26 protein-coding genes and 1 tRNA gene are annotated in these 25,589 nt (G+C 64.1%); 14 read left to right on the top strand and 13 right to left on the bottom strand.

All coding sequences use genetic code 11. The annotated features are described in order from the left end of the window. Positions 1-107 precede the first annotated feature (107 nt). Both GGD67_RS18345 and GGD67_RS18340 read right to left on the bottom strand, forming a co-directional pair. Positions 108-674, bottom strand: a complete 567-nt coding sequence (locus GGD67_RS18345; RefSeq protein WP_312013729.1) for an RNA ligase family protein — start codon at positions 672-674, stop codon at positions 108-110. 353 nt (positions 675-1,027) lie between these two features. After that, on the bottom strand, positions 1,028-1,330 hold the full coding sequence (locus tag GGD67_RS18340) for a hypothetical protein (protein WP_179734763.1): 303 nt from the start codon (positions 1,328-1,330) through the stop codon (positions 1,028-1,030). Between the two features lie 402 nt (positions 1,331-1,732). Here GGD67_RS18340 and GGD67_RS18335 point away from each other — a divergent pair, with 402 nt between their 5' ends. Beyond that, positions 1,733-2,185 carry a hypothetical protein gene (locus GGD67_RS18335; protein WP_179734761.1) on the top strand — a complete coding sequence of 151 codons (453 nt, stop codon included), beginning with the start codon at positions 1,733-1,735 and terminating at the stop codon, positions 2,183-2,185. On the opposite strand, the gene GGD67_RS18330 is transcribed toward GGD67_RS18335, so the two are convergent. From GGD67_RS18330 to GGD67_RS18305, 6 genes are all read right to left on the bottom strand, one after another. Further along, positions 2,182-2,964: a hypothetical protein gene (locus tag GGD67_RS18330; RefSeq protein WP_179734759.1), complete on the bottom strand. Its 783-nt coding sequence runs from the start codon at positions 2,962-2,964 to the stop codon at positions 2,182-2,184. The two genes, GGD67_RS18335 and GGD67_RS18330, sit on opposite strands and share 4 nt — an antisense overlap. Then, complete coding sequence (locus tag GGD67_RS18325; protein ID WP_179734756.1) at positions 2,961-4,040, bottom strand: ComEC/Rec2 family competence protein; 1,080 nt, start codon at positions 4,038-4,040, stop codon at positions 2,961-2,963. Before GGD67_RS18325 ends, GGD67_RS18330 begins: the two co-directional genes overlap by 4 nt. A 249-nt stretch (positions 4,041-4,289) precedes the next feature. After that, complete coding sequence (locus tag GGD67_RS18320; RefSeq protein WP_179734755.1) at positions 4,290-4,517, bottom strand: hypothetical protein; 228 nt, start codon at positions 4,515-4,517, stop codon at positions 4,290-4,292. Positions 4,518-5,004: 487 nt separating this feature from the next. Further along, positions 5,005-5,079, bottom strand: a tRNA-Val gene (locus GGD67_RS18315). Positions 5,080-5,240: 161 nt separating this feature from the next. Beyond that, positions 5,241-6,539, bottom strand: coding sequence for a hypothetical protein (locus GGD67_RS18310; RefSeq protein ID WP_018322431.1), 1,299 nt, complete (start codon positions 6,537-6,539; stop codon positions 5,241-5,243). Positions 6,540-6,660: 121 nt separating this feature from the next. Continuing rightward, positions 6,661-7,266 carry a DUF1134 domain-containing protein gene (locus GGD67_RS18305; RefSeq protein ID WP_018322430.1) on the bottom strand — a complete coding sequence of 202 codons (606 nt, stop codon included), beginning with the start codon at positions 7,264-7,266 and terminating at the stop codon, positions 6,661-6,663. A 139-nt stretch (positions 7,267-7,405) separates the two neighbouring features. On the opposite strand from GGD67_RS18305, the gene GGD67_RS18300 reads away from it, so the two are divergent. Then, on the top strand, positions 7,406-7,891 hold the full coding sequence (locus GGD67_RS18300) for a YHS domain-containing (seleno)protein (protein ID WP_179734753.1): 486 nt from the start codon (positions 7,406-7,408) through the stop codon (positions 7,889-7,891). A 6-nt stretch (positions 7,892-7,897) separates the two neighbouring features. Here the strand turns inward: GGD67_RS18300 and GGD67_RS18295 are convergent, their stop codons facing one another. Beyond that, positions 7,898-8,680 carry a 3'(2'),5'-bisphosphate nucleotidase CysQ gene (locus GGD67_RS18295; protein ID WP_179735089.1) on the bottom strand — a complete coding sequence of 261 codons (783 nt, stop codon included), beginning with the start codon at positions 8,678-8,680 and terminating at the stop codon, positions 7,898-7,900. 228 nt (positions 8,681-8,908) lie between these two features. Here GGD67_RS18295 and chpT point away from each other — a divergent pair, with 228 nt between their 5' ends. The 6 genes from chpT (at position 8,909) to GGD67_RS18265 (ending at position 15,623) form a co-directional block, all read left to right on the top strand. Continuing rightward, positions 8,909-9,562: a histidine phosphotransferase ChpT gene (gene chpT, locus GGD67_RS18290; protein WP_026202749.1), complete on the top strand. Its 654-nt coding sequence runs from the start codon at positions 8,909-8,911 to the stop codon at positions 9,560-9,562. A 197-nt stretch (positions 9,563-9,759) separates the two neighbouring features. Continuing rightward, on the top strand, positions 9,760-12,552 hold the full coding sequence (locus GGD67_RS18285; RefSeq protein WP_179734751.1) for a hybrid sensor histidine kinase/response regulator: 2,793 nt from the start codon (positions 9,760-9,762) through the stop codon (positions 12,550-12,552). 24 nt (positions 12,553-12,576) lie between these two features. Further along, positions 12,577-13,050 carry a chemotaxis protein CheW gene (locus GGD67_RS18280; RefSeq protein ID WP_179734749.1) on the top strand — a complete coding sequence of 158 codons (474 nt, stop codon included), beginning with the start codon at positions 12,577-12,579 and terminating at the stop codon, positions 13,048-13,050. A 72-nt stretch (positions 13,051-13,122) separates the two neighbouring features. Continuing rightward, positions 13,123-13,488: a PleD family two-component system response regulator gene (locus GGD67_RS18275; RefSeq protein ID WP_007600538.1), complete on the top strand. Its 366-nt coding sequence runs from the start codon at positions 13,123-13,125 to the stop codon at positions 13,486-13,488. A gap of 75 nt (positions 13,489-13,563) precedes the next feature. Then, positions 13,564-14,754: a chemotaxis response regulator protein-glutamate methylesterase gene (locus tag GGD67_RS18270; protein WP_179734746.1), complete on the top strand. Its 1,191-nt coding sequence runs from the start codon at positions 13,564-13,566 to the stop codon at positions 14,752-14,754. Then, complete coding sequence (locus GGD67_RS18265; RefSeq protein WP_179734744.1) at positions 14,751-15,623, top strand: protein-glutamate O-methyltransferase CheR; 873 nt, start codon at positions 14,751-14,753, stop codon at positions 15,621-15,623. The genes GGD67_RS18270 and GGD67_RS18265 overlap by 4 nt, the downstream gene beginning before the upstream one ends. Positions 15,624-15,782: 159 nt before the next feature. Here GGD67_RS18265 and GGD67_RS18260 read toward each other — a convergent pair whose 3' ends face one another. The 4 genes from GGD67_RS18260 to ctrA all read right to left on the bottom strand — a co-directional run bounded on the left by GGD67_RS18260 (position 15,783) and on the right by ctrA (position 18,639). Then, positions 15,783-16,943 carry a glutathionylspermidine synthase family protein gene (locus tag GGD67_RS18260; RefSeq protein WP_179734742.1) on the bottom strand — a complete coding sequence of 387 codons (1,161 nt, stop codon included), beginning with the start codon at positions 16,941-16,943 and terminating at the stop codon, positions 15,783-15,785. Between the two features lie 2 nt (positions 16,944-16,945). Further along, a complete protein-coding gene (locus GGD67_RS18255; RefSeq protein WP_179734740.1) occupies positions 16,946-17,347 on the bottom strand; it encodes a hypothetical protein in 402 nt (133 codons plus the stop codon). A gap of 1 nt (position 17,348) precedes the next feature. Further along, positions 17,349-17,753 carry a DUF350 domain-containing protein gene (locus tag GGD67_RS18250; protein ID WP_026201752.1) on the bottom strand — a complete coding sequence of 135 codons (405 nt, stop codon included), beginning with the start codon at positions 17,751-17,753 and terminating at the stop codon, positions 17,349-17,351. 184 nt (positions 17,754-17,937) lie between these two features. Then, entirely contained in the window at positions 17,938-18,639 is a 702-nt protein-coding gene (ctrA, locus tag GGD67_RS18245; RefSeq protein WP_008138878.1) for a response regulator transcription factor CtrA, read from the bottom strand. Positions 18,640-19,089: 450 nt separating this feature from the next. Between ctrA and fliI the strand changes: the two genes are divergently transcribed. From fliI to GGD67_RS18215, 6 genes are all read left to right on the top strand, one after another. Beyond that, positions 19,090-20,415: a flagellar protein export ATPase FliI gene (gene fliI / locus GGD67_RS18240; RefSeq protein ID WP_018316924.1), complete on the top strand. Its 1,326-nt coding sequence runs from the start codon at positions 19,090-19,092 to the stop codon at positions 20,413-20,415. A 121-nt stretch (positions 20,416-20,536) separates the two neighbouring features. Beyond that, on the top strand, positions 20,537-20,956 hold the full coding sequence (gene fliJ / locus GGD67_RS18235) for a flagellar export protein FliJ (protein WP_008138882.1): 420 nt from the start codon (positions 20,537-20,539) through the stop codon (positions 20,954-20,956). 343 nt (positions 20,957-21,299) lie between these two features. Then, positions 21,300-21,845 (top strand): sigma-70 family RNA polymerase sigma factor, encoded by a 546-nt coding sequence (locus GGD67_RS18230; protein ID WP_018316925.1) that lies wholly within the window; start codon positions 21,300-21,302, stop codon positions 21,843-21,845. 37 nt (positions 21,846-21,882) lie between these two features. Then, positions 21,883-22,938, top strand: a complete 1,056-nt coding sequence (locus GGD67_RS18225) for an anti-sigma factor domain-containing protein (protein WP_179734738.1) — start codon at positions 21,883-21,885, stop codon at positions 22,936-22,938. Between the two features lie 249 nt (positions 22,939-23,187). After that, positions 23,188-24,147 carry an AraC family transcriptional regulator gene (locus GGD67_RS18220; protein WP_179734736.1) on the top strand — a complete coding sequence of 320 codons (960 nt, stop codon included), beginning with the start codon at positions 23,188-23,190 and terminating at the stop codon, positions 24,145-24,147. A gap of 134 nt (positions 24,148-24,281) precedes the next feature. After that, positions 24,282-25,499, top strand: coding sequence for an NAD(P)/FAD-dependent oxidoreductase (locus GGD67_RS18215; RefSeq protein ID WP_179734734.1), 1,218 nt, complete (start codon positions 24,282-24,284; stop codon positions 25,497-25,499). Positions 25,500-25,589 lie beyond the last annotated feature (90 nt).

Below are 25,589 nucleotides of genomic sequence, written 5' to 3'. Positions count from 1 at the left end.
CTGCCGATAGTCGTCGGCCCACTCAGGCTTCCACGCGATCGTCTGATCGTTGAGACGGTCATGTACCATGCAGGGGCGTTGCGGGTCGAACGTGCTCATAGGATTCATCAGAAGCTCCCATCTTCCACGCGCTTGGCAGCGGGCGAGTGCGGGTTCTTGATCTTCAACCAGCGACGAGACCTGCCGCTTTCGTACGGCAGGTCTTTTCGTTTTGCCACGATGCCCTCATGTCCGAGCTTGCAGGCGTGCTCGAAGATCATCGGGCCAGCGCCCTCGATATGTTCGTTGAACTCTACGCCGTCCTTTACCTTCATGAGCAAATCAGCCAGCAGCGATTTACGCTCATCGAGCGGCTGCTTGCGTACTTCGGTCCCTGCTAATTCGAGCAGATCGAACGCGCAGAGCGAAACTTCGTTGTCGTATTCTCGGGAGTGCAACAGCGCGAAGTTTGGCATCCCTTTGCCGTCGTAGACGATCCCCTCGCCATCGAGCAGGAACGATGTGGCCTTGATCTTCCGCGCAGCTTGGATGATCCGTGGAAAGCGTGCGGTCCAATCGGCACCTCGGCGAGTGAACACACGCACACGGTCATCGTGCTTACGCACCATGAGCCGGTATCCGTCGTGCTTGATTTCGTAGACCCAATCCGGCCCCACCGGAGCGAGCTTTGCCACGGTCGGGATGCACGGTTCGATGAAGCCGGATGCGGGGCGTACAATTGAACTCGATCGCCATCGCATGCCGGGAAATATAGGCAATGCGGGCAAGAATCCGAGTCTTTTCCGGGAGATTCTTCACCGCTGGGCTGACCCGCCGCGTCGCTTGCCACGGGCTCTTTCAACTCCATCGCGATTCGCTGTTCCGCCGGTGTAAATTCCAAAACCTCTGTGATCTTGTAGCGTGTCGTACCATCCGGAGTTGTCGCGGCACCATGTCGCCGGACAACATTGTCAACGTGGTTGGGACGGCTCTCGCCGTGAACCTCGGAGCGGCGGCGCTCGAATACGCCGCTCGCCCCGGAGCCTAATCAGTCGATTGCGTGAACGCGATCCTGCGTCGTCCAGACGCAGGACTTCTCTCCCTTCGGCCGAACGCAGGCGACGAAGGCGTTGGGGACTTCGACAACGAAGATATCCAGCCCCTTGCCGTAGGACTTGCATCCTTCGGCCGCGCCCTTCGCGAGACCGGCATCAAAGTCCGCCTTCGCCGTATTCAACACGGCCTGCAAACCTTCAAGTGTAGGGCAGGCCAAGGCGGTCGTGTGCAGCACGCCGGATTGCCCGACTTCTAATCGCTTTGCCGCGTGCGCGGAGACGACCGTCGCGATCACGGCGGCGGTTGCAAGGGCTACTCGAATGGGCATGTCACGGGCCTTCTAATCGCTACTGTAAGCCATCGCCGTTGAGGCGGAACGACTTCCGCAACTGACTTGGAGCACAGTCATGAAGAAGTAAACCCCTTCTCATGCTTACCTTAAATCGAACTTCTTGATCCGAGACCCGATCTCGTTCTGACGGCGGCCTTCGTACCCGCCCGGCAAGCAACAGTGTCGCAACCGTTCCGACGACCGCGATCCGCAAAAATGCCTTGAGAACGATAAGGGGGCCGTGGGCGACACGGCTTTGAGAGACCCGCCGGGGAGACCCGAGCGGGTCTCATTGTATTTGGACGGCGCATTAACCACGAAACCTAGCGGCTGGGACTCGCGTTCTTCCGGCGGTAGGATCGGCACATGGCCCGCATCATCCGCATGATGCCGCTCTCAGGCGGCGACCGTAAGCACTACGCGCGGGAGCTTGCGCGCACCGAACAACTGCACGCCGAGTTAGAGAAGAAGATGGTCGCGGCCTATGATGTCGCGCACCGGCTGGCTTGCGAAGAGTGGAACGCGCGGCGCTTCCTGGGCGGCGAGGCCAATCCTTCACCGACCATCGCGGCGGCGATCCAGGCGGGCTTCACGCTGCTCGAAGTGAAGTGCGGGGCCTGCCGCCACTTCGAGCGCGTGTCCTTGCCCGATCTCGTCTGGCCGCGCGAGAAGCCGATCCACTCGCTTGGGAGAGTGCTCTTCTGCCAACCTTGCCGGATCGAGACCGGCGCGACGCGGCGGCCGAACCTGATCTGCCTATGTGTGCCGGGCACCTGTACCGAGCCGCCTAGGGCACCTGCAAAGCGGGCGCGTCGTTAGGCGTCTTTCTTCTTGCGCGGGCTCGCCGCCGCTGCCCGTGTTACCGGCTTATCGAGCTTATCGATGCTGAGGAGAAGCTGGCGGGCATAGAGGCGCGCGGCCAGGAAGACGTTTGCCTCGTTGACAAAGAATGCGAGATAGAACGCGTGCAGAACTGCGACGCCGAGGACGGTAAGAAGCGCCTGATCGAACCGGCGTGAGAAATCGATTGGAAGGCGAAAGTATAGCAAGGAACCGCAGAGGATCACGATCAATGCATTGAGCGCAAAGCCCGGCACCCTCAACCCAAGTAGATTACGGTGAAAGCCGTAATTGATGTTTTCGCCGAACACGATCGGAAACTTTTTCGTGTCGCGGGTATTTTCACGCAACCAGTTGCCGCCCCGAACATAGAAGCCATCAGCCGACGCAGCGTCAGCTTCCTCTTGCTGTTTTGTGGGAGCCTGTTCGTTGAGCTTCTGGGCGAGGAAGGCGTGCATTTTCCCTTTGCTGACCGAGTCGAAGCTTGTGTCGCGGTGTCGGAGCATGACAGTGCTCGGCATACCACCCATCCGCTCGAATATCCCTGTTTCAATCGCTTTGCCGCGCACGCGTGCGACGTTTGAGAACACCGAAAACAGAGCCGTCAAGCCAAGGGCAGCGACGAGCTGTGTAAAGTTGAACGAGCTCCACGACACAAGGATTGCAGCCAGAGCGAATGCCGGCGCGCCTGCGATGATCGCCGGAATCAGACGCGCGCGCAGCGAATAGGCATCCGGCATACTGAGGTTGATCTTCATTTCTCGACTTTCGTGCGGAATGCCTCTGGCTCAGAGGAGGACCAACCGGGACGATGCTGCCGGTTGTAAGGCATGCAGAGCGCCTTTCCTCGCATGGTCCAGATTGGGTAACCGCGCCTCTTAAAGGCGTTGATTACTTGCCCGCGTGGATAGTCTAGCTTTTTCGTGCCGACTGAGGCCATTGCAACGCCGCGACGGGGATCGTTCTCTCCCTGTGCAGCTCCGAGCCACGCGTTGAGGACCGTAGGCGTGACGTTGTGCCTGCTGCCATGATGCGGCACCTGAATGAAATCAGGACGTTGAAGACCCCGCTGAGCGGCATAGTTCACCGCCTCCGCGAGCGCAACCGGCCCGGCGTCTCCAGTGAGTAGGATATTCTTGCCCTCGATGATTCCGTACTGGATCACCGACGATTCGTTCGAATAGGACGTTGGTGGTTGGGGATTCTCCGGGAGCGTCTCGATGTGCCACTTCTCGTCGATAAACTCTTGGACCGCCTTCTTCGCTTCGGCGAAGAGCCCGCCAAGTAAGGTCTGGCTGGCGGGTGCGCTGTAGTTTTTAGGGGTCTTTTCGATGAAGGGGATCATTTCGATATAGCGATTGCGCGAGGGAGCGAGCACGAGGAATGGCCCGATCATCGTCCCCTGAAACACATCGTTGATCTGTGGCCGAGGGTTCTTCTTGGCCGCCACGTTCTCGATATCGATGAGGTACGGGTGCAGATCCCGCATTTTCTTGTAGAGACCTTCCTCGCCGAAGTTCTTATGGAAGTGCTGGATCGTCTCGCGCACATAGAGCCATGGCCGGTTCATCCAGATATTCTGCACCGGGAAGCGCTCAATGACTTTTGCAAGCCCTGTTGCGTGGTCATCATCAGCGTGCGTAAGCACAACGTTCGCGATTGTGATGTTGCGGCCGTAATGCGATTCGATGTGTTCAATGATTGTATCGGCAGTGTTGGCATAACCGCCGTCGATAAGGTGAACTTGGTAACCCTGCTGATCGTTGCCGAACCGGACGCAAATAGCGTCGCCGTGATCGTCACTGCAGGGCAGAAACTCGATTTCAATCGACATTCTGCAACTCCTTGGCGAGTAATGCACGATCGTTTCAACCCGGAACCGCAAGGTGTCAACCAGAAAGTGGAACTCTCTACTTGGAGTTGGTGCTACGGACGTCGCGCCCTAAAACTCCCGCGAGAAGCGGGGTGCTCGCGGTTCTTGATCTTCCGCCAATCGCATGTACGGGGCCGGTGGCGGGTGTCGCGGTGCTTCGAGACGATGCTTTCGAGCCCGGCCCTACACGCCACCCGGAACAGGCCGTTCTCAATTGGTGCCGAGCGCCACTGTCTTAATTAGCCTACCGCCCCCCAGATGCAGGGATAAGAGCATCTGAATGATCTGCTCCATGCTCTGGATGTTTAGGGCGGCGTGGGCCTTCCCGTGTGGGGTGTCTACATCCAAATGACCCTGCTCTAGGCGGTAGGAGCCGCGAAATTCACGCCCATTCAAATCGTAGAAAAAGCTGCCGCGCTGGATTTCCGATTTGGCCATTGGGACCGCCAATCCATTTGAATGCGTGGGACTAAAAGCAAAAGCGCCCGGGAACTACTCCGGGCGCCTTATTGCTGATCAGGCAATACAACCTAGTTAGGATTGCTGTTGGGTGGTTAGCCCAAAACCATAATGCTTTGCGCGGTTAGCCTCGGTGAAGCCGAGTTGAGTATCCCCAGTCTGACCCTCTTGGGGGTCGTGGTAGGTTTCGGGCCGCTGGCCTAACTCAGTCTCGACTAGTAAGGCCCCTGCGATTGCAATCATCAGGGCCGCAACCGAACATCGCGCTTCGCATTTGGCAAAAATAAGGCCACCCGAGCGGGCTTTGTTTTGCGAGAACAGGCGGGGAACAAGCTGCCCGGATTTTGCACGTAGAATGCACGGATATGCACAGATGTTCTTACTCTGATCTGCCCTTAGAGGCGCTTGGTTGCGCTCTGGCATTCCAGGGGCAGGGCTAATTTGCGAGGGATTTCAGAGCGTTGGATGGTGGGCGCACAAGGGATCGAACCTTGGACCTCTCCCGTGTGAAGGGAACGCTCTCCCGCTGAGCTATGCGCCCGGGACCATCATGCAGACGGCCGGACCTGTTCGGCCGGCCGGCGCATCGGAGCCCGCGATTTAGAAGTGCGGGCTTAAGGTGTCAAGTTTCCAGGCGCCGCGGGGGCGGAAAACCTTGGCCGGTCGCGCAAATTCGCGAGGGGAAGCCGGATTTTGGGCTGGTTACGCGCCCTGCTGGCGGGCGCGGGAGGCGTGGGCCTGCAGCGCCCGGATCCGCTCGGCCAGCGTTCCGCCGCCTTCGGGCAGGCTGCCTGCGGCCGCGCCGTTGGTCGCGGCGTCGTTGGCCGGGCGCGGCGCCGGCTTCGGCGGCTGACCGGCCTCGGCCGCCAGCAGCGCCTCGATCGGCGAGTTCGGGCCTTCGAGCTGCATCGCGAGTTTCGCCACCTCGGCGGCGATGTCGTTGATGCGCTCGCGGAGCAGCGCATTCTCCATGCGCTCGGTCGCCCAGGAGCTTTCCGCCTGCTGCTGGATCGCGTTGATGTCGCGCTGGAGTTTGGCGCGTTCGTCGCGGGCGGTGCGCAGCTGCTCCTCGAGCGCGGTCTTTTCCGCGCGCAGCGCTTCCATGGCGGCCGAGGATTTGCCGCCGCTCAAGGCCGCGATCTGGACGCGCAGCTCCTTGATGGTGCGCTCATCGCCCTCATGGGCCTGGCGGAGCTGGTTGTTCTCATAGTCGCGCTCGGCGAGCAGCTTGCCTTGCGTCGCGAGCCGTCCCTCGAGGTCGGCGACGCGGCCCGACAGCATCTCGGCTTCCTTCACCTGTCCGATCAGCTGGCGATCGAGCTCGGTGACGCGCTGGCTCAGATTCTCGACCCGGCCGCGGGCATCGCCGAGCTCGCGCGAGGCGGTCTCGGATTCGGTCCGCTCCTGCGCGAGGCGCGCTTGGGTGGCGGCAAATTCCTTCTCGGCATCGCCGACGCGGTTCTTCAATTCCTCGATCTGGGCGCGCACCGCGACCAGCTCGACCTGGCGGCTCTCCGCCATCATCGAGCGGTCGGATAGTTCCGAGTTGATCTTGGCGAGCTCGTTCTGCTTGTCGGTCAGGGCGTTCTCGGCCGCGCGCAGGGCTTCGGTCTTGGCGTTGAATTCCTCTTCGGTGGCGCGGAGCTGCTCCTTCACCGCCTTCTCGCGCGCCTCCAGCGCGAAGATCGTGGCGTTCTTCTCGCCGAGCTCGATCTTCATGCGGTTGATGGCGTCGCTCTTCTTGCCGAGCTCGGCGAGCTGGCTCGTGGTCTTGTTCTTGAGCTGGTCGACGCTCATCTCGAGCCGCCGCGCCGACATGGCGAATTCGGCGCGGAGCTGGTCCTTGTCGGCCTGGATCTCGGCCATCGACAGCGGCGTTGCGGCCTCCAATCGGCGCGTGGTCAGGCGCACGGCGCGGTTATGCACCAGCGGCACGATCGCGAGCCCGCACAGCATCGACAGCAGGAAACCGATCGCCAGGTACATGATCGGTTCGACCATGGGGCAGAACTCCCAAGCTTAAGGAAAAATTCACCAACGACCATGCCATGGCGGCCCGGCAAAAAGCCAGCCCCGGCCTGTCGTTAACCTTGATCCGTAAGCCCGATGGGAGAGGAAAACCCTAAAATGGGTTCCAGGTCGCACGCGGCGTGTATTTGAGATAGCCGATATTGGCGCCTAGCCTGAGGCCGAGCCCGGAGCGGATCGGCACCAGCACGATGTTGTTGGCGGTGAGCGCCGTCATGCCGAAGCCGCCGATGATGTAGGCCGAGCCGTCGAGGCCGGCGAAGCGTTGGTAGATCGCGTTGGTGGCGGGCAGGTTATAGACCAGCGTCATGGTGCGCGCGCCGTCGCCGCCCCAGTCGAAGCCGAGCGAGGGGCCCTGCCAGTAGACGCGCAAGTCGCCGGCGTTCTTGGTGTAGAGCGTGCCTTCGCCGTAGCGCAGGCCGGCGACGAATGCGCCGGAACCTTCCTCACCCAGGATATAGCCGTTGGGCAGGCCCCATTGGCTGATCGCCTTCTCGATGATGGAGGCGAGCCCGCGCGAGACGTTGCCGAAGAAACGGTGCCCGGCGCCGACGAGCTCATCCGGCCCGTAGGTGCTGGGCGTCGGGGTCCGCTGCGGCGGCGGCAGATTGGGCGGCGGCGCCTGCTGGGCCGAGGCCGGCACAATCCAGCCGACCATCGCGGCAAGCGCGAGCGCAGCAAGGCGTGATGCGAAAGTCATAAAAGAACCCCTGGTACCGAAACCGGTCGCTTCCTTAACCTGACGCCAACAGGCGAGGCTCTAGGTTGCGCCGGATGTCCCCTCGACTCGGATGTTATCCGCAGCAACTATGACGGCACAACGGCAGGAAGATAGCCCTTTGCGCCCCGGAATTGCCTTGATCGGCCTCCTCGTCGGCCTGCTGTCGGGCCTATGGCTCACCGGCCCGGTCACGCCGGCAGGGGCCGCCACCACCGAGCGGGTCGTCGTCAACCGCTTCACCGGCGTCGCCATCGAAGGGTTCGACCCCGTCGCCTATTTCGTCGATGGTCGGGCCTTGCGGGGCACGGCGGAGTTCGAGGCGAACCTCTGGGGTGCGGTCTGGCGCTTTCGCAACGAGGGCAACCGCGCTTCCTTCCTGGCCCATCCCGAAATCTATGGGCCGCAATTCGGCGGCTACGACCCCGCCGATATCGCCCGCGGGGTCACCGTCGCCGGCAATCCCCGTTTCTTCGCGATCGTGGCGCAGCGGCTCTATCTGTTCAGCCGGGAAGCCAACCGCGACGCCTTCGCCGCCAATCCCGAGCGGTTCCTCTATGAGGTCGGCAAACGCTGGCCCGCCCTTCAGGACAGGCTCGGTCAGTAGGGGACTTCAGAGTCTTGCCGCCTGCGGGTCGCCCCAGGCGATGAACTCCGGGATGATGAAGCCGCTGGCGTGCCGCTCGCCGAAGCGGAGCTCGCCGCCCTTGCCGTCGGTCACCTTGCCGCCGGCCGCGGTTACGACCGCAGAGCCGGCCCCGACGTCCCATTCACAAGTGGGCCCGAAGCGGGGGTAGATGTCGGCGCTGCCTTCCGCGATCCGGCCGAATTTCACCGCCGAGCCGACCATCCGCCTGACGGCGTTGGGCCTGTTATCGATGAACGCTTCGCTCCTGGGGTCGCCATGCGAGCGGCTCACCGCCGCGATCCAGGGCTCGCCTTGCGCCGGCAGCCTGCGGGTGTGGATCGGCTCGGCCGCACCGATGGTAGCGCCGTCAAAGCTCACGCGCTCGGCGCCGCGGCCGACGATGCCGCGCCAGAGCAGGCCGAGCGCGGGCGCGCTGACGATGCCCAGCAGCGGCACGCCTGCTGTCACCAAAGCGAGGTTGACGGTGAACTCGTCGCGACCGGCGACGAACTCCTTGGTGCCGTCGAGCGGGTCGATCAGGAAGAAGCTGCCATCAAACGAGGGCGAGGCGAGTTCGGTCCGCTCTTCCGAGAGGGTCGGAACGTCGCCCGCAAGCTGGGCCAGGCCGTCCGCGATGATATGGTCGGCGGCAAGGTCCGCCTCGGTGACCGGCGAGCCGTCCTGCTTGCCGTCGATCCGCATCGCCGCGCGGTTGACGCTGAGGATCGCCTCGCCCGCCTTCACCACCAGCGCGGTGAGCGGCTCCATCAACCGGGATGCGGCCTCGGCGTCGATGATCCTCACCTGTGTGCCTCATTCGTCAGCAAGTTTCGTCCCCTCAGTTGATTCGCCCGCAGCCCTTTATGGCCGCTTCGAACCTATCGCAAGCTAGCTGCCACGGGCTGGCGAATGTTAGAACCCGCAGCATCCGTCAAGCATGCGTGATTCGCGGCGTCCAGCGCCGTGCATTTCAGGAACCCTCCAGGACCCCTTTATATGTCTGACGCCTCGTCGCCCGCGACCGCTACTGCTCCCGATATGCTCGAACTCGCAGCACTATTGTGCTCGCGGGTCTGCCACGATCTCATCAGCCCCGTCGGCGCCATCGTCAACGGGCTCGAAGTGCTCGACGACGATCCCAAGCCGGAAGATCGCGAATTCGCGCTCGACCTGATTCGCAAGAGCGCCAAGACCGCCTCCGCCCGGCTCCAGTTCTGCCGTCTCGCCTTCGGCGCCGCCGGCTCCTCCGGCGCGCAGATCGATCTCGGCGATGCCCAGACCATGGCGCGCGGCCACATCGAGGATGGCAAGTGCTCGATCACCTGGAATCTGCCGCGGCTCCTGCTGCCGAAGAATCGCGTCAAGCTGCTGCTCAACATGCTGGTCGTGTCCCAGCACACGATCCCGCGCGGCGGCATGCTGACGATCGACCCGATCGGCGAGGGCGAGACGATGAGCTTCCGCATCACCGCGACCGGACATAATGCGCGTCTGCCGCAGAACATCTCCGAGCTGCTGAGCGGCGAGCGCGGCCCTGCTGCGGATGCGCATGCGATCCAGCCTTACTATACGCGGCTGCTGGCGCAGGCCTGCGGGCTCACCGTGACGCTCAAGCCGGAAGGCGAAGCCATCATCATTACCGCTTCGTAAACGCGCGCAGCGCGCTCGGCATCTTAATCAAATCTTTACGAGGCGCTTCGGCTTGTCCGGAGCGCCTTATCTCTTTGTTGGTTCCGTTCTTTTGCACATACTCAACCAATATTAAACGCTTTGCGGTGAAGCTGGCCCCATTCCGAATAGGCGCATCACAATTCGTGCGTGCCCGCCCTGTATGAAGGCCTGTTTTCATGGATGATCTGTTGCGGGAGTTTTTGACGGAGACCAGCGAGAGCCTGGACACCGTCGACAACCAGTTGGTGAAGTTCGAGCAGGAGCCGAACAACGCCAAGATCCTGGATAACATCTTCCGCCTGGTCCACACCATCAAGGGCACCTGCGGCTTCCTCGGATTGCCGCGGCTGGAAGCGCTGGCGCATGCCGGCGAGACGTTGATGGGCAAATTCCGTGACGGCATGCCGGTGACGGGGCAGGCGGTGACGGTGATCCTGTCCTCGATCGACCGCATCAAGGAAATTTTGGCCGGCCTGGAAGCCACCGAAGCCGAGCCGGAGGGGAACGACCGCGATCTCATCGACAAGCTGGAAGCGATGGTCGAGCAGGGCATGGCGGCAATGGCTGCAGGTACCGCTGCTCCCGTCACTGAGGCCCCGCCGCTGGTGCCGGAAGCCCCGGTTGCCGCTGCTGCGCCGGCAAACATGACCACGGGTTCGCTGATCGAGCAGACCCTGGAGCGCCCATTGCGTCCGGGCGAAGTCTCGCTCGACGAGCTCGAGCGCGCCTTCCGCGAGACCGCGATCGAGGCGCCGGCGCCCGCGCCCGTTGCCAAGGCTGAAGCCAAGGTCGAGCCCGCGCCGGCCGCTGAAGCGCCCGCACCCGCCGCCAAGGAAGCAAAGCCCGCCAAGGAGAAGGCCGCGCCGAAGAAGTCGATGGCCGACGAGGGCGCATCCGAAGGCGACCGCATCGCCAACCAGTCGATCCGCGTCAACGTGGATACGCTGGAGCATCTGATGACCATGGTCTCCGAGCTGGTGCTGACCCGCAACCAGCTGCTGGAGATCTCCCGCCGCAACGAGGACACCGAGTTCAAGGTGCCGTTGCAGCGCCTGTCCAACGTCACCGCCGAGCTGCAGGAAGGCGTCATGAAGACGCGCATGCAGCCGATCGGCAATGCCTGGCAGAAGCTGCCCCGCATCGTCCGCGACCTCTCGAGCGAACTCGGCAAGCAGATCGAACTCGAGATGCACGGCGCCGACACCGAGCTCGACCGCCAGGTGCTCGACCTGATCAAGGACCCGCTCACCCACATGGTGCGCAACTCCGCCGATCATGGCCTTGAGACCCCCGCCGAGCGTCTCGCCAGCGGCAAGGGCGAGCAGGGCACCATCCGCCTGTCCGCCTATCACGAGGGCGGCCACATCATCATCTGCATCGCCGACAATGGCCGCGGCCTCAACACCGAGAAGATCAAGGCCAAGGCGATCTCGAGCGGCCTCGTCACCGAGGCCGAGCTCGAGAAGATGAGCGAAGCCCAGATCCACAAGTTCATCTTCGCGCCGGGCTTCTCCACCGCGGCGGCCATCACCTCGGTCTCGGGCCGCGGCGTCGGCATGGACGTGGTGCGCACCAATATCGACCAGATCGGCGGCACCATCGACATCAAGAGCGTGGCCGGCGAGGGAAGCTCCGTCACCATCAAGATCCCGCTGACCTTGGCGATCGTCTCCGCCCTGATCGTCGAAGCCGCCGGCGACCGCTTTGCGATCCCGCAGCTCTCGGTGGTCGAGCTGGTGCGGGCCCGCGCCAATTCAGAGCACCGCATCGAGCGCATCAAGGACACCGCGGTCCTTCGTCTGCGCAACAAGCTGCTGCCGCTGATCCATCTGAAGAAGCTGCTCAAGATCGACGACGGTGCGGCCTCGGATCCCGAGAACGGCTTCATCGTGGTGACGCAAGTCGGCAGCCAGACCTTTGGCATCGTCGTCGACGGCGTGTTCCACACCGAAGAAATCGTGGTCAAGCCGATGTCGACCAAGCTGCGTCACATCGACATGTTCTCCGGCAACACCATTCTGGGCGATGGCGCGGTGATCATGATCATCGACCCCAACGGCATTGCCAAGGCGCTCGGCGCCGCCGGCTCCTCGGCGCATGACATGGGCGACGAGAACGGCGCACATCACATCGGTTCGGGCGAGCAGACCACCTCGCTCCTCGTCTTCCGCGCCGGCTCGTCGCAGCCCAAGGCGGTCCCGCTTGGCCTCGTCACCCGCCTGGAAGAGCTGCCCGCCGACAAGATCGAGTTCTCGAACGGCCGTTACATGGTGCAGTACCGCGAGCAGCTGATGCCGCTCGTTGCCATGGAAGGCGTCACCATTGCGAGCCAGGGCGCCCAGCCGATCCTGGTGTTCGCCGATGACGGCCGCTCCATGGGCCTCGTCGTCGACGAGATCATCGACATCGTCGAGGAACGGCTCAACATCGAGGTCGGCGGCTCCGCCTCCGGCATCCTGGGCTCGGCCGTGATCAAGGGCCAGGCCACCGAGGTGATCGACGTCGGCCACTTCCTCCCGATGGCGTTCGCCGACTGGTTCACCCGCAAGGAGATGAAGCCGTCGATGCACTCGCAGTCGGTGCTGCTGGTCGACGATAGCGCCTTCTTCCGCAACATGCTGGCGCCGGTGCTGAAAGCCGCCGGCTACCGCGTCCGCACCGCGCCGACCGCGCAGGAGGGCCTGGCTGCGCTCCGGGCCCAGAGCTTCGATGTGGTGCTGACCGACATCGAGATGCCCGACATGAACGGGTTCGAGTTCGCGGAAGTTATCCGCTCCGACAACAATCTCGGCTCGATGCCGATCATCGGCCTGTCCGCGCTGGTGTCGCCGGCGGCGATCGAGCGGGGCCGTCAGGCCGGCTTCCACGACTATGTCGCCAAGTTCGACCGTCCCGGTCTGATCGCGGCGCTGAAGGAGCAGACCGCGGGCGCCGCCGGCGCCTCCGAGCTGAACCGGGCGGCGGCGTAAGGGACGGGACCAGGAGATACGCTAATGACCAGCAAGAAGACCCAGTCCAGCGAAGGCGCCATGGTCGAATACGTCACCGCGATGATCGGCGGCCAGCTGTTCGGGCTGCCGATCTCCCGCGTCCAGGACGTGTTCATGCCCGAACGCGTCACCCGCGTGCCCTTGTCCTCGCGCGAGATCGCGGGCGTGCTGAACTTGCGCGGCCGCATCGTCACCGTGGTCGATATGCGCGCCCGGCTCGGCCTGCCGCAGCCCGAGGACGGCAAGGTGCCGATGGCGGTCGGCGTCGACCTCCGCGGGGAATCCTATGGCCTGCTGATCGACCAGATCGGCGAGGTGCTGCGCCTGCCCGAAGCCGGCATGGAAGAAAATCCCGTCAACCTCGACCCCCGCATGGCCAAGCTCGCCGGCGGCGTCCACCGCCTCGAGGGCCAGCTCATGGTCGTCCTCGACGTCGATCGCGTCCTCGAGCTCGCGCCGGAAATGATGGCGGCCTGATACGGCGGCTCGCCGCCGACGTGCCAGTAATTGGAAGTGCCCCCCGCAAAGGGGGAGGAAGCAGAGGTTCACATGCGAACTTGTCTCGTCGTTGATGATTCCAGCGTCATCCGCAAGGTTGCGCGCCGGATCCTGGAGGGCCTCGACTTCCAGATCCTCGAAGCCGAGGACGGTGAGAAGGCGCTGGAGGCCTGCAAGCGCGGCTTGCCCGATGCGGTGCTGCTCGACTGGAACATGCCCGTGATGGACGGCTACGAGTTCCTCGGCCATCTCAGGCGCATGCCCGGCGGCGACCAGCCCAAGGTGGTGTTCTGCACCACCGAGAACGACGTCGCGCATATCGCGCGCGCGCTGCATGCCGGCGCCAACGAGTACATTATGAAGCCGTTCGACAAGGACATCGTGACGGCGAAATTCCAGGAAGTCGGCCTTATCTGAGCGATCTGCCTGAGTCCGAAGCGATTCTTCGGCGCATGTTTTCAACTGTACCCTTTCAGTCTGAGTTGGTGAGTAATGAGTGTTGCGTTCGCAGGTAATTCGGCCACGACCGGCTCGCGCGAAGCGGGGCCGCTGCGGGTGATGATCGTCGACGACTCCGTCGTCATCCGCGGTCTGATCTCGCGGTGGATCGGCGCCGAGCACGACATGGAGGTCGCTGCCTCGCTGCGCACCGGGCTCGAGGCGGTCAACCAGATCGAACGCATCAATCCTGACGTTGCCGTGCTCGACATCGAAATGCCCGAGCTCGACGGCATCTCGGCGCTGCCGCAGCTGCTTGCGAAGAAGCGCGATCTCGTCATCATCATGGCCTCGACGTTGACCCGCCGTAACGCGGAGATCAGCTTCAAGGCGCTGTCGCTCGGCGCCGCCGATTACATTCCGAAGCCGGAATCGACGCGCGAGGCGTCGGCCGCTGACATCTTTCATCACGACCTGATCCAGAAGATCCGCCATCTCGGTGCGCGGCTGCGTCGCAAGGCCGCGGTGGCAAGCCCGCCGCTGGCGCCGGCGAGCCCGGCTCCGGCCCCGCGTAGTCCTGTTGCGCGGCCCGCAGTGCCCGCTCCGGCGGTGCCTGCTGCGTCATCCGGGGCGCTCACCATGCGCCCGTTCTCCACTCAGACCCCCAAGGTGCTGCTAATCGGCTCCTCGACCGGCGGTCCGCAGGCGCTGATGGCGCTCGTCACCGAGCTCGGCCCGGTGATCGACCGCTTCCCGGTGCTGATCACCCAGCACATGCCGCCGACCTTCACCACCATCCTTGCCGAGCATCTGGCGCGTTCGAGCCGTAAGCCGGCCGCCGAGGCGGTCGACGGCGAGCCGGTGAAGCCGGGACGGATTTATCTCGCGCCCGGCGGCAAGCACATGCGCGTGGCGCGCAGCGGTGCGGACATCGTGATCGCGCTCGACGACGGCCCCGCCGTCAATTTCTGCAAGCCCGCGGTCGATCCGCTCTTCACCTCCGCCATCGACATCTGGCACGGCAGCATCCTCTCCGTGATCCTGACCGGCATGGGCTCGGACGGCATGCGCGGCGGCAAGGACATCGTTGCGGCCGGCGGCAGCGTCATCGCGCAGGACGAAGCCTCCAGCGTGGTCTGGGGCATGCCGGGCGCGGCGGCCAATGCCGGCATCTGCGCGGCGATCCTGCCGCTCAACCAGATCGGCGCCAAGGTCAACCGCCTGTTCGCGGGAGATCGCGCGTGACGCCGGTTGATTACGATTATCTGCGCAAGTTCCTGAAAGAGCGCTCCGGCCTCGATCTGTCCCCCGACAAGCAATATCTGGTCGAGAGCCGGCTCTTGCCGCTGGCGCGCAAGGCGAGTCTATCAGGCATTCCCGATCTGGTGCTGAAGATCAGGAACGGCGACGGCCGGCTTGCGACCGACGTGGTCGAAGCGATGACCACCAACGAGACCTTCTTCTATCGCGACAAGATCCCGTTCGATCATTTGCGCGACACCATCCTGCCGGGCCTGATCAAGGCGCGCGCGGCGCGCAAGAGCTTGCGCATCTGGTCGGCGGCGTCATCGACCGGCCAGGAGCCCTATTCGATCGCGATGTGCGTGAAGGAGATGGGGGCGGCGTTGGCCGGCTGGCGCATCGAGATCGTCGCCACCGATCTGTCGCAGGAGGTGCTGGAGAAATCCAAGGCCGGAATCTACAGCCAGTTCGAGGTGCAGCGCGGCCTGCCGATCCAGCACCTGATGAAGTACTTCACGCAATCCGGCGAAACCTGGCAGCTCAATGCCGACATTCGCGCCATGGTGCAGTTCCGCCAGCTCAATCTGCTGCAGGACTTCTCCCATCTCGGCACCTTCGACGTGATCTTCTGCCGCAACGTGCTGATCTATTTCGACCAGGACACCAAGGCGGTGATCTTCGAGCGGATGGCGAAGGGCCTGGAGGCCGACGGCACGCTGTTGCTGGGTGCTGCGGAATCGGTCGTCGGCATCACCGATGCGTTCCGTCCCATCGCCGAGCGCCGCGGTCTCTACCAGCTCAACCCCGCACGTTCCGGCCGCCCCATGGGCGGATTGATGCCGCCGTCGTTGAAGGTTGCCGCGGCGCGGTGATCCTTCCGCGAGTCCGGAATTGTAGGGTGGGCAAAGGCGCACTTGCGCCGTGCCCACCATCGATCCAACACTGCAACAGAAATGGTGGGCACGCTTCGCTTTGCCCACCCTACGATACTTTCAATTGCGCCGAGAGATACGTCTCATGCGCCATTGCACTCACAAAATCGCATGCGGCAGAAATCGCGAGCGGTTACCGGTGATCGGGCTCTCGTCCTCGCGGATCGACAGGCCGCACGGCTCGTGATTCACCAACCAGCTTCCGATCACCGGATAAAAGCCTGAGAAATTCGGCAGCGGCGAGAGCGCTTGGCGCACAAAACCTTCGGCGCCGTAGGGACCTTCCTGCTCGTCGAGCGATACGCCGCCGGACACGATCGTGACGTTGGCGCCTTCGCGCGACAACAGCGGCTTGCGTACGTAGGATGTTCCGAGCTCCGCTGCCCGCGCGTCATCCTCGAAGAACGCTGGCAGCAGATGGGGATGGTTCGGAAACATCTCCCAGAGCAGCGGCAAGATGCCCTTGTTGGAGAGCACCGCCTTCCACGGCGGCTCGATCCAGCGCGTGGCTGCGTCCTTCAGCTTTGCGCCGAAGGAATCGTGGAACATCCATTCCCAGGGATAGAGCTTGAAGGCGAGTGCGATGTCGGCCTCGTCGAGATCGACGAAGCCGCCAGGCTCATCGCGCCAGCCGACCTCTTCGATGTCGAGCAGCCTGGTCGAGAGGCCGGCCTGGCGCGCGGTGTCTTCGAGATAAGCGAGCGTGCCGGCGTCTTCCGAGTTGTCGGTGGTGCCGGTGAGATGGACGTGACGGCCCGCGGCGATCTCCTTCCACGCCGCGATCAGTCGCTCATGGATGGAGTTGAACTGATCGGCGCGAACAGGGACGATACGGCGCTCGATCGCCTGCTCGAGCCAGGTCCATTGAAACACTGCGGCCTCGAAGATCGAGGTCGGCGTATCCGCGTTGTATTCGAGCAGTTTTGCCGCCGACTTGCCGTCGAACTTCAAATCGAGCCGGCCATAGAGGCTGCGGTCGTCGCGCTGCCAGCTCTCGGCGATCAGGCTCCAGAACGCTTCCGGAATCTGCAAGCGCCGCAGCTGCCGCTCCTCGCCGATGATGCGGCCGGCAAGCTCCAGGCACATCGCCTCGATCTCGGCGGTCGGCGTCTCGATGCCGCGCTCGATCTCGTCGAGCGTGAAGCCGTAATAGGCGCGCTCGTCCCAATAGCGTTCGCCGTCGATGGTGTGGAAGACGAAGCCGCATTGCGCCGCGGTTTCCCGCCAGTCGTCGCGCTCCAGGCACGTGATGCGCTGCATTGTTAGCCTCCACCCGAGAAGCCATGGCCGAACGAGCCGAAGCCGCCGCGGCTGACGCTGCTGTGGCCGGAATCGGACGACGTGCCCGATGAGGAGTGGCTCGAGGAATCGCTGCTGAAGAAGCTCGACCGTGACGACCAGCGCGAACTGCCGCTGCTCGAGGAGCTGCTTCTGCTGCTGCAATTGGTGCTTGTCTGCACCGCCGGGTCCGTTCCGGGCGGAGGGGGCTCGCAATTCTGCCGCGGCATCATCGTGTACGCGGTGGTGCCGACCGCGAGCGTGCCCATCACCAGCAGCGCGACATGGCCGGAGCGCTTCACCGGCTCTTTGGCCGGCAACGGCAATGGCTGTGGCAGGCGTGGCCGGCGCTTGCCGAACTGCTTGTTGGAAGGTTTGTCGGCCATCTCAATAGATCATGCTGGCGGCGTTGAGCAGTCCCGCCGCGAGCGAGGACAGCCCGAGCCAGATGGCCGGCGCCAGCTCGCCGGCCGCGATCCGCGCCGACAGGTTCGGCACCGGCACGCGCACGAGAAAGAACACGATGACCTGCACGATCAGTGCGATCATCGCCCAGATCAGGCAGTCCAGCACGTTGGCCGAATGTGCGATGGCGCTGACCAGCGGCGCCACGAAGCCGAGCAGGCTGAGGCCGAGCGCGATCGCCGCCGCCGGCTCGTTGTCGCGGATCAGCTGGAACTCGTTATGCGCGGTGATGCGGGTATAGACGAACAGATACGCCACGATCGCGATCAGCCCGGTGCAGAAATAGACCAGGAAGGCGGGCAGGCCGGCCAGTGATTGCAGGATCATCGTTCCCCCATCGTGCAGCGACCATTCGTCGATGGGAGGAGGATAGCGGTTCAATGGCGGGAGGGCGATGAACCCGCCTTTGAACCCGCCTTGGCATCCCCAAAAAACAAAACCCCGCCATTTGCGGCGGGGTCCAGGCTGGGAGGAGCAAGCCCGGGAGGGCTTGCGACGTAAACCCAGAAGATCAGGCGGGAATGCGCTCTTCGTGCTCATGGGGCTCGCGCAGCACGTAGCCGCGGCCCCAGACGGTCTCGATGAAATTGCGTCCCTCGGAAGCGTTGGCCAGCTTCTTGCGGAGCTTGCAGATGAAGACGTCGATGATCTTCAGCTCGGGCTCGTCCATGCCGCCATAGAGATGGTTGAGGAACATTTCCTTGGTGAGGGTCGTGCCCTTGCGGAGCGAGAGCAGCTCCAGCATCTGATATTCCTTGCCGGTCAGATGCACGCGCTGGCCGCCGACTTCCACCGTCTTGGTGTCGAGGTTGACGACGAGGTCGCCGGTCTGGATGACCGACTGGGCGTGACCCTTGGAGCGGCGCACGATCGCATGGATGCGGGCCACCAGCTCGTCTTTATGGAAGGGCTTGGTCATGTAGTCGTCGGCGCCGACGCCGAGACCCTTGACCTTGTCCTCGATGCCGGCGAGGCCGGAGAGGATCAGGATCGGTGTCTTGATCTTGGAGACCCGAAGCTGCTTGAGCACGTCGTAGCCGGACATGTCGGGCAGGTTGAGGTCGAGAAGGATAATGTCGTAATCGTATAATTTACCGAGATCGACGCCTTCTTCCCCCAAATCGGTCGTGTAGACGTTGAAGCTCTCAGACTTCAGCATCAGCTCGATCGACTGCGCGACGGCGCTGTCATCTTCAATCAGCAAAACGCGCATGCCAGTTCCCCATAGTCGCCGCTCCTGGGCGTCAGGTCGGCCGCATTCGCGGCACTCAACAAAACGCCTTTGAACAACTGATTCGGATCCTGACAACAGATGGTTAACAAATCCTGATTCTGGAACGCAAGTCCCCCGGGTGCAATTTTTGTCGAATCGCCCTAAGGTCTTGTGTACGAAGCAGCTTTCGTCACCCGGTTCTGTTCAAGTTCCACTTTAAGAGACGGGCCTAACCGACTCCCGCGACTCAGCCTTCTTCTGAAGGGGAGTCACGCTCAGTCACAAAGACAGTGACGCAATGATTAATGATGCGGGTAAACACGAAGTTAAGCGCCGTTCAGAAATATGGCGAAACTTAAGGTTTTCCCCGTGAAGGCCCGGGGCTCACGAAAGCGGGCGGCCATTCTATGAAGCCTCATATGAAAGCGCGCTCCTGATGAAGGCTGTCTTATGAAGGCGCTTGCCGAACAGATCGGCGATATCGACGGCATCAATATTTACGGCCGCGTCGTCGGTGTGCGCGGCCTGATGGTCGAGGTGGCCGGCCCCATCCACGCGATGTCAGTCGGCGCGCGGCTGGTGATCGAGACCGGCGCCAACCGTTCGATTCCCTGCGAGGTGATCGGCTTCTCCGGCAACAATGCTGTGGTGATGCCGTTCGCCGGCCTCGACGGCGTGCGCCGCGGCTGCAAGGCCGTCATCGCCAATGCCGCCAATCTGGTGCGGCCGTCGTCGGCCTGGCTCGGCCGCGTCGTCAACGCGCTGGGCGAGCCGATCGACGGCAAGGGACCGCTGCCGCAAGGCGCTTCGCCGATGCCGTTCCGCAATGCGCCGCCGCCGGCGCATTCGCGCAAGCGTGTCGGCGCCCCGCTCGACCTCGGCGTGCGCGCGATGAACACCTTCCTCACCTGCTGCCGCGGCCAGCGCATGGGCATCTTCGCAGGGTCCGGCGTCGGCAAATCGGTGCTGCTGTCGATGCTCGCGCGCAACGTCGATGCCGCGGTCAGCGTCATCGGGCTGATCGGCGAACGCGGCCGCGAGGTTCAGGAATTCTTGCAGGATGACCTCGGCGAGGAGGGCCTCGCCCGTTCGGTCGTGGTGGTCGCAACCTCCGACGAGCCGGCGCTGATGCGCCGCCAGGCGGCGTATCTGACGCTCGCGGTCGCCGAATATTTTCGCGACGAGAACCAGGATGTGCTCTGCCTGATGGATTCGGTGACGCGCTTTGCCATGGCCCAGCGCGAAATCGGCCTGTCCGCCGGCGAGCCGCCGACGGCCAAGGGCTACACCCCGACCGTCTTCACCGAGCTGCCGAAACTTCTGGAGCGCGCCGGGCCGGGCCTGGGGGAGGGCGCCATCACCGCGATCTTCACGGTGCTGGTCGACGGCGACGACCATAACGAGCCGATCGCCGATGCCGTCCGCGGCATCCTCGACGGCCACATCGTGATGCAGCGCTCGATCGCCGAGCGCGGCCGCTACCCCGCCATCAACATCCTCAAATCCGTCTCCCGCACCATGCCGAAATCGGCCGATCCGCAGTTCTGGCCGACCATCCAGAAGGCGCGGGCGGTGATGGCGACCTATGCCGACATGGAGGAATTGATCCGGCTCGGCGCCTACCGGGCCGGCTCCAGCCCCGAGGTCGACGAGGCGATCCGCCTGCACGAACCGCTCGAGGCGTTCCTGCGCCAGCGCAAGGACGAAAATGCGTCTCTGGCTGACGGCTATCGCCAATTGGCGCATATCCTCGGTAATTTGGAAACGGAACGCTAACTTTGTCAGGTCATCATCCCATCCCACAGAGTAGCAGAGCCGGTCTTGGCCCCAGTCGGGCCTGTGGGGAGACCGGTGACGTCCCACGTGCAGCGAGGGGACTTCTGGGGAGTATGAGTCGATGAAGTCACGAGATACCCTCATCCGCCTGAAGAAGTTTCAGGTCGACGAGAAGCGCCGCCGGGTCACCCAGATCGAGACCATGATCGCCGACTTCCAGCGGATGTCGACCGATCTTGAACGCGAGATCACGACCGAGCAGGAGCGTGCCGGGATCAACGATCCCTCGCACTTCGCCTATCCGACCTATGCCAAGGCCGCCATTCAGCGCCGCGAGAACCTGACCCGCTCGGCCGACGAGCTCAAGGGCCAGCTCGACGAAGCCAAGGCCGCGCTGGCCGAGGCCTTCGAGGAGCTCAAGAAGGTCGAGCTCCTGGACGAACGCGACCAGGCCCGCGAGCGCGCCGAGGAAAATGCCCGCGAGCAGGCCGACCTCGACAGCATCGGCCTGATGCGCGCCCGCATCGGCGCCGTCGCCTAAAGACACAGCCAGCGGCCAAACCGCCGAGAATTTGTAAAACCCGGACCCGCAAGGTCCGGGTTTTCGCATGTGCTATCCACAGTGTGGCGCCGCACCCCTTGGTGGACGGCTTGGCCACGCGCTATGGTGGTGGATGGTTTACCTCGCCCCGCTTTGAGGGGAGAGGTCGGATTGCCCCGGCGATGCGTAGCATCGTCCGGCGCGATCCGGGTGAGGGGGACTCTCCGCGGGTCCGTCTGCAACCTCCCTTGCGGAGACTCCCCCTCACCCCGACCCTCTCAGGGCGAGCGTAGCTCGTCCCGACCCCGCAGGCGGGGGAGAGGGAGGAAGGTTGGGGGGCTGAATGCTGACGCCAGCAGAGCTGGTCGGGTTGATCGAGGCGGTGGCGAAGGGCGATCAGGCGGCTTTCGAGCGCCTCTACGCCGCCACGCGCGCGAAACTCTATGGCGTCGTGCTCCGTATCTTGCGCCGACAGGATCTCGCAGAGGAGGTCATTCAGGAGACCTACGTCAAGATCTGGAACAGTGCCGGCCAGTTCAATCCCGCGCTGTCGTCGCCGATCACGTGGATGGCCTCGATCGCGCGCAACCGTGCGATCGACATCGTGCGCAAGAAGTCGGAGGTCTCGATCGAGGAGGAGCCGCAGGCGATGGAGGTCGCGGCCGACAGCCCCGATCCGCTGGCGCGCCGGGAGATGACCGAGGAGTTGAAGCGGCTGCTGGAATGCATCGGCCGGCTCGAGCCCGACCGTCAGCGGCTCGTGCTTCTCGCCTATTACAACGGCTGGAGCCGCGAGCAATTGGCGGAGAAATTCGCCGCTCCCGTCAACACGGTGAAGACGTGGCTCCGGCGCAGCATGTTGGATATCCGGGAGTGCCTCGGACTATGAAGGTTTATACGGTGAGGGTGGTTCTGGACTGCATGTGATGGCCTACTCGGAGGACCATATCGCGCTCGCCGCGGAATATGCGCTCGGTACGCTCGAGGCCGATGAGCGCGCGCAGGTCGAGACCATGATGGCGGTGGACCCGGCGTTCGCCGACATCGTGCAGGCCTGGGCCCATCGGCTCGGCGCCCTCAACCAGATGGTCGGCTCGGTCGAGCCGCGTCCGGTCGTGTGGGAGAACATCAGGTCCGAGATCGCGCGCACCGTGCTTGCGCAGCAGCCGCCTGTTCTGGCCGACGTCGTACCGCCGCGCATTCTGCCCGTCGAAGCCGCACCGCCGGAAGCGCCGCTGGAGCAGGTGCCGCAACCAGAGCCGCAGCCTCCCGAAGCAGAGCAGCCCGAGCCGACGCGCTCCGGATCCGATGCGATACCCGACATCGCGCCGGTGTTCATGCCGCAGGTCCACGCGCCCGATCCCGAGGTCGTCCGGACGCCGCAGGTGCCCATCGCCGACGACACCAACGTGATCCGCCTCGAGGGCCGCGTGAAGCGCTGGCGCTCGATCGCATCCGCGGTCGGCGCGCTCGCGGCCGCGCTGCTGGTGACGCTGTCGCTTCAGATCGTCCTGCCCGACGCGCTGCCGGGGGCTTTACGTCCCGCGCCGCGCATCCAGACGGTGGAAGTGAAGACGCCGGCCGCGCCGCTCACCGCCGCCGCGCAATATGTCGCGCTGCTGCAGGGCCAGGGCGGCGGCCCCGCCTTCATCCTCACCATCGATGGCGCGACCAAGAACTTTACCGTGCGCAAGGTCGGCGCGACGCCGGAGCCCGGCAAGAGCTTCGAGCTCTGGCTGATCTCCGACAAGCTGCCGCGCCCGCGCTCGCTCGGTGTGATCGGCGCCGGCGAATTCACCGCGCGTCCGCTGCTCGCCTCCTATGATTCCGAGGTCGTCAACGGCGCCACCTATGCGGTCACGGTCGAGCAGGCCGGCGGCTCGCCCAACGGCCAGCCGACCTCGGCCCCCATCTTTTCCGGCAAGCTGATCGAGACCGTACCGCCGTCCCAGCCGCAGGCGCCCGCCCCGGCGAAGAAGTAGGTCCCGTAGCCCGGATGCAGCGCAATCCGGGACCACCGCGCCATCAGGCGACAACCCCGGATTACGCTTCGCTGCATCCGGGCTACGAAGCTGCGTCCCTGTCGCCACGGTCCATCCTGCCGTCGCATCCCGACAAGTCGCCTTGAATCCGCCCCCGATTTGAACCTTGCCGCAATTCGTGGCGTCAAATTCCCGGAAATTGCAGTCGGCGCCGCCGATCGCGGAGCCGAAAGAGGGGCTAGAAAACAAATGGATGCAGCGAAAACGCCCGGCATCTTCATTCACCAATACACCGGACTGCCGCACGGTCCTGCGTTCGAGCATTGGCGCGAGCGGGCCTTCGGTGCCTGCGGCCTCGATATCGGGCCGAGCCATGGCGACAGCATCGATTGCCGGCTCCAGATCAGCGTGGTCGACAATATCGCGCTCGCCATTCCGGAAGGCGCCTCCGCGCAATATTCCCGCACCCAGAGCCACCTTGCCGACGGCAGCGACGACCTCATGCTGATCGCCGCACATGCCGGCCTCGTCCGTGTCGGGCAGAATGGCCACACCGTGGAGCTTGCGCCCGCGCAGATGGTGCTCGTCGACATGAGCATCACCGGCACCGTCGGTCACACCGATGAAAACCGCTTCACCACCATCCGCATGCCGCGCCGCGCGTTGCTCGACATCAATCCGCGTACCGAGGACAAGCTGTCGCAAGTGCTCAGCGACGGTGCGGTCGCCGAGACCATCTTCCGCTACCACGCGCTCGCCGCCAATCACGCGCCGCATCTCGACGCGGTGGGCCAGCGCCTGACCGCGCAGCATATGGTCGATCTGGTTGGCCTCCTGCTCGGCACCGATGCCGAGCATGCAAGTCTTGCGCGCGGCCGCGGCCACGCGGCGGCGCGCCTCGACCTCATGCGCGCCGATGTGATGGCCGCGCTCGGCCGCAACGATCTCTGCCTGTCCGAGATCGCGACGCGCTCGGGCTTGAGCCCACGCCAGGCGCAACGCCTGTTCGAGCAGGCCGGCACGACCTTCACCGAATTCGTGCTGGAGCAGCGCCTGCTGCAGGCGCGCAAGCTGCTCGGCGATCCCCGCGCCAGGGCGCGCAAGATCAGCGACATCGCGCATTCCTCGGGCTTTTCCGATTTGTCCTATTTCAACCGTGCGTTCCGCAAGCGCTTTGGCGCGACACCGTCGGAAATGCGCGAGGCGTGAGGCGCGCCCCGGTTTCGTCCTGCGGATCACAGTTGGCCCATTCGCGGCGATGAGCTATATCTACCTGTGCGGGTACACCGCTCGATCGCTTGTCGTTCCCTTGTCGTTCCATTGGGAAAGTGCAGTCAACGGACATGGCGCGTATCGTCGTGCTCGGCGCCGGATTTGCAGGCCTGTGGGCGGCCATAGGTGCCGCACGCAAGCGCGACGAGATCGGCGCTGTCAGCGACATCGAGATCTGCCTGATCGATCGCAATCCCTATCACAACATCCGTGTGCGCAATTACGAGGTCGATCTCAGCGAGGTCGCGATCCCGTTGCCGCAGCTGCTCGATCCCGTCGGTGTCAGTCACGAGATCGGCGAGGTCGAAGCCATCGATCCGGTCCGGCACGAAATTTCGCTGGTCACGAGCAGCGGCGAGCAGACGCTGGTCTATGACCGCCTGGTGCTGGCGCTCGGCAGCGAGGTGATGCGTCCCGACATTCCAGGCCTTGCCGAGCACGCCTTCGATGTCGATACCTATACCGCGGCGCTTCACCTCGAGGATCATCTCGTCTCGCTCGGCCGCAGCGCGCCGTCGCCAGGGCGTTCGACGGTGGTGGTGGTCGGCGCAGGCTTTACCGGCATCGAGGTTGCGGCCGAGATGCCCGACAGGCTGGCGCGCGCGGGCATCACCGGCAGCCGCCGCATCATCCTGGTCGATCCCAACGCCGCGGCCGGCGCCACCATCGGCACGCCGGCGCGTCCCGTCATCGAGACGGCGTTGGCCGCGCTCGACGTCGAGATGCGCCTCGGCGTGCGCGTCGTCTCGGTCGAGGCGGCCGGCATTCGCTTGAGCTCCGGCGAGTTCATTCCGGCGCAGACCGTGATCTGGTGCGCGGGCATGCGTGCGAGCCCCCTGGCTGCGTGTTTTCCGGACGCGCGCGACCGGCTCGGGCGCCTGCTGGTTGATCCCTTCATGCGGGTTGCGGATGTCGGCGGCGTGTTCGCGGCCGGCGACGTCGCCTCGAGCGTGGTCGACGGGTTGCATCCGACCGTGATGTCCTGCCAGTTCGCGCGCCCCATGGGCCGCTTCGCCGGCCACAACGTGGTCGCCGATCTCGCCGGCCTGCCGATGCTGCCGCTGCGGATCGACTGGTACGTGACCGTGCTCGATCTCGGCGGCTGGGGCGCGCTCTATACCGAAGGGTGGGATCGCGAGGTGAGGGCGACCGGTCAGGCTGCGAAGGCGACCAAGAACATCATCAACCGCAAGCGCATCTATCCGCCGCTGACCGGCAGCAAGGAAGAGCTGTTCGCCGCCGCTGCGCCGACGGTGCAGGTACCGCCGCCGAGCTATGGGGCGCGGTAGCTCCAAGTATCGGTGTCATCGTCCGCGAAAGCGGACGATCCAGTATTCCAGAGACAGGGGTGTGGTACGGAGAAGCTGCGGCGTACTGGA

This window comes from Bradyrhizobium sp. IAR9, assembly GCF_013408065.1.
Classification (GTDB): domain Bacteria; phylum Pseudomonadota; class Alphaproteobacteria; order Rhizobiales; family Xanthobacteraceae; genus Bradyrhizobium.
This window is presented reverse-complemented; position numbering and strand designations above follow the sequence as displayed.

Bases quoted from the DNA above. Each gene is read 5' to 3' on its own strand.
- GGD67_RS18335 (WP_179734761.1), top strand. From the start codon at position 1,733: ATGGCCCGCATCATCCGCATGATGCCGCTCTCAGGCGGCGACCGTAAG.
- GGD67_RS18330 (WP_179734759.1), bottom strand. From the start codon at position 2,964: ATGAAGATCAACCTCAGTATGCCGGATGCCTATTCGCTGCGCGCGCGT.
- GGD67_RS18325 (WP_179734756.1), bottom strand. From the start codon at position 4,040: ATGTCGATTGAAATCGAGTTTCTGCCCTGCAGTGACGATCACGGCGAC.
- GGD67_RS18320 (WP_179734755.1), bottom strand. From the start codon at position 4,517: ATGGCCAAATCGGAAATCCAGCGCGGCAGCTTTTTCTACGATTTGAAT.
- GGD67_RS18310 (WP_018322431.1), bottom strand. From the start codon at position 6,539: ATGGTCGAACCGATCATGTACCTGGCGATCGGTTTCCTGCTGTCGATG.
- GGD67_RS18305 (WP_018322430.1), bottom strand. From the start codon at position 7,266: ATGACTTTCGCATCACGCCTTGCTGCGCTCGCGCTTGCCGCGATGGTC.
- GGD67_RS18295 (WP_179735089.1), bottom strand. From the start codon at position 8,680: ATGGAGCCGCTCACCGCGCTGGTGGTGAAGGCGGGCGAGGCGATCCTC.
- chpT (WP_026202749.1), top strand. From the start codon at position 8,909: ATGTCTGACGCCTCGTCGCCCGCGACCGCTACTGCTCCCGATATGCTC.
- GGD67_RS18285 (WP_179734751.1), top strand. From the start codon at position 9,760: ATGGATGATCTGTTGCGGGAGTTTTTGACGGAGACCAGCGAGAGCCTG.
- GGD67_RS18280 (WP_179734749.1), top strand. From the start codon at position 12,577: ATGACCAGCAAGAAGACCCAGTCCAGCGAAGGCGCCATGGTCGAATAC.
- GGD67_RS18275 (WP_007600538.1), top strand. From the start codon at position 13,123: ATGCGAACTTGTCTCGTCGTTGATGATTCCAGCGTCATCCGCAAGGTT.
- GGD67_RS18270 (WP_179734746.1), top strand. From the start codon at position 13,564: ATGAGTGTTGCGTTCGCAGGTAATTCGGCCACGACCGGCTCGCGCGAA.
- GGD67_RS18260 (WP_179734742.1), bottom strand. From the start codon at position 16,943: ATGCAGCGCATCACGTGCCTGGAGCGCGACGACTGGCGGGAAACCGCG.
- GGD67_RS18255 (WP_179734740.1), bottom strand. From the start codon at position 17,347: ATGGCCGACAAACCTTCCAACAAGCAGTTCGGCAAGCGCCGGCCACGC.
- GGD67_RS18250 (WP_026201752.1), bottom strand. From the start codon at position 17,753: ATGATCCTGCAATCACTGGCCGGCCTGCCCGCCTTCCTGGTCTATTTC.
- ctrA (WP_008138878.1), bottom strand. From the start codon at position 18,639: ATGCGCGTTTTGCTGATTGAAGATGACAGCGCCGTCGCGCAGTCGATC.
- fliI (WP_018316924.1), top strand. From the start codon at position 19,090: ATGAAGGCGCTTGCCGAACAGATCGGCGATATCGACGGCATCAATATT.
- fliJ (WP_008138882.1), top strand. From the start codon at position 20,537: ATGAAGTCACGAGATACCCTCATCCGCCTGAAGAAGTTTCAGGTCGAC.
- GGD67_RS18230 (WP_018316925.1), top strand. From the start codon at position 21,300: ATGCTGACGCCAGCAGAGCTGGTCGGGTTGATCGAGGCGGTGGCGAAG.
- GGD67_RS18225 (WP_179734738.1), top strand. From the start codon at position 21,883: ATGGCCTACTCGGAGGACCATATCGCGCTCGCCGCGGAATATGCGCTC.
- GGD67_RS18220 (WP_179734736.1), top strand. From the start codon at position 23,188: ATGGATGCAGCGAAAACGCCCGGCATCTTCATTCACCAATACACCGGA.
- GGD67_RS18215 (WP_179734734.1), top strand. From the start codon at position 24,282: ATGGCGCGTATCGTCGTGCTCGGCGCCGGATTTGCAGGCCTGTGGGCG.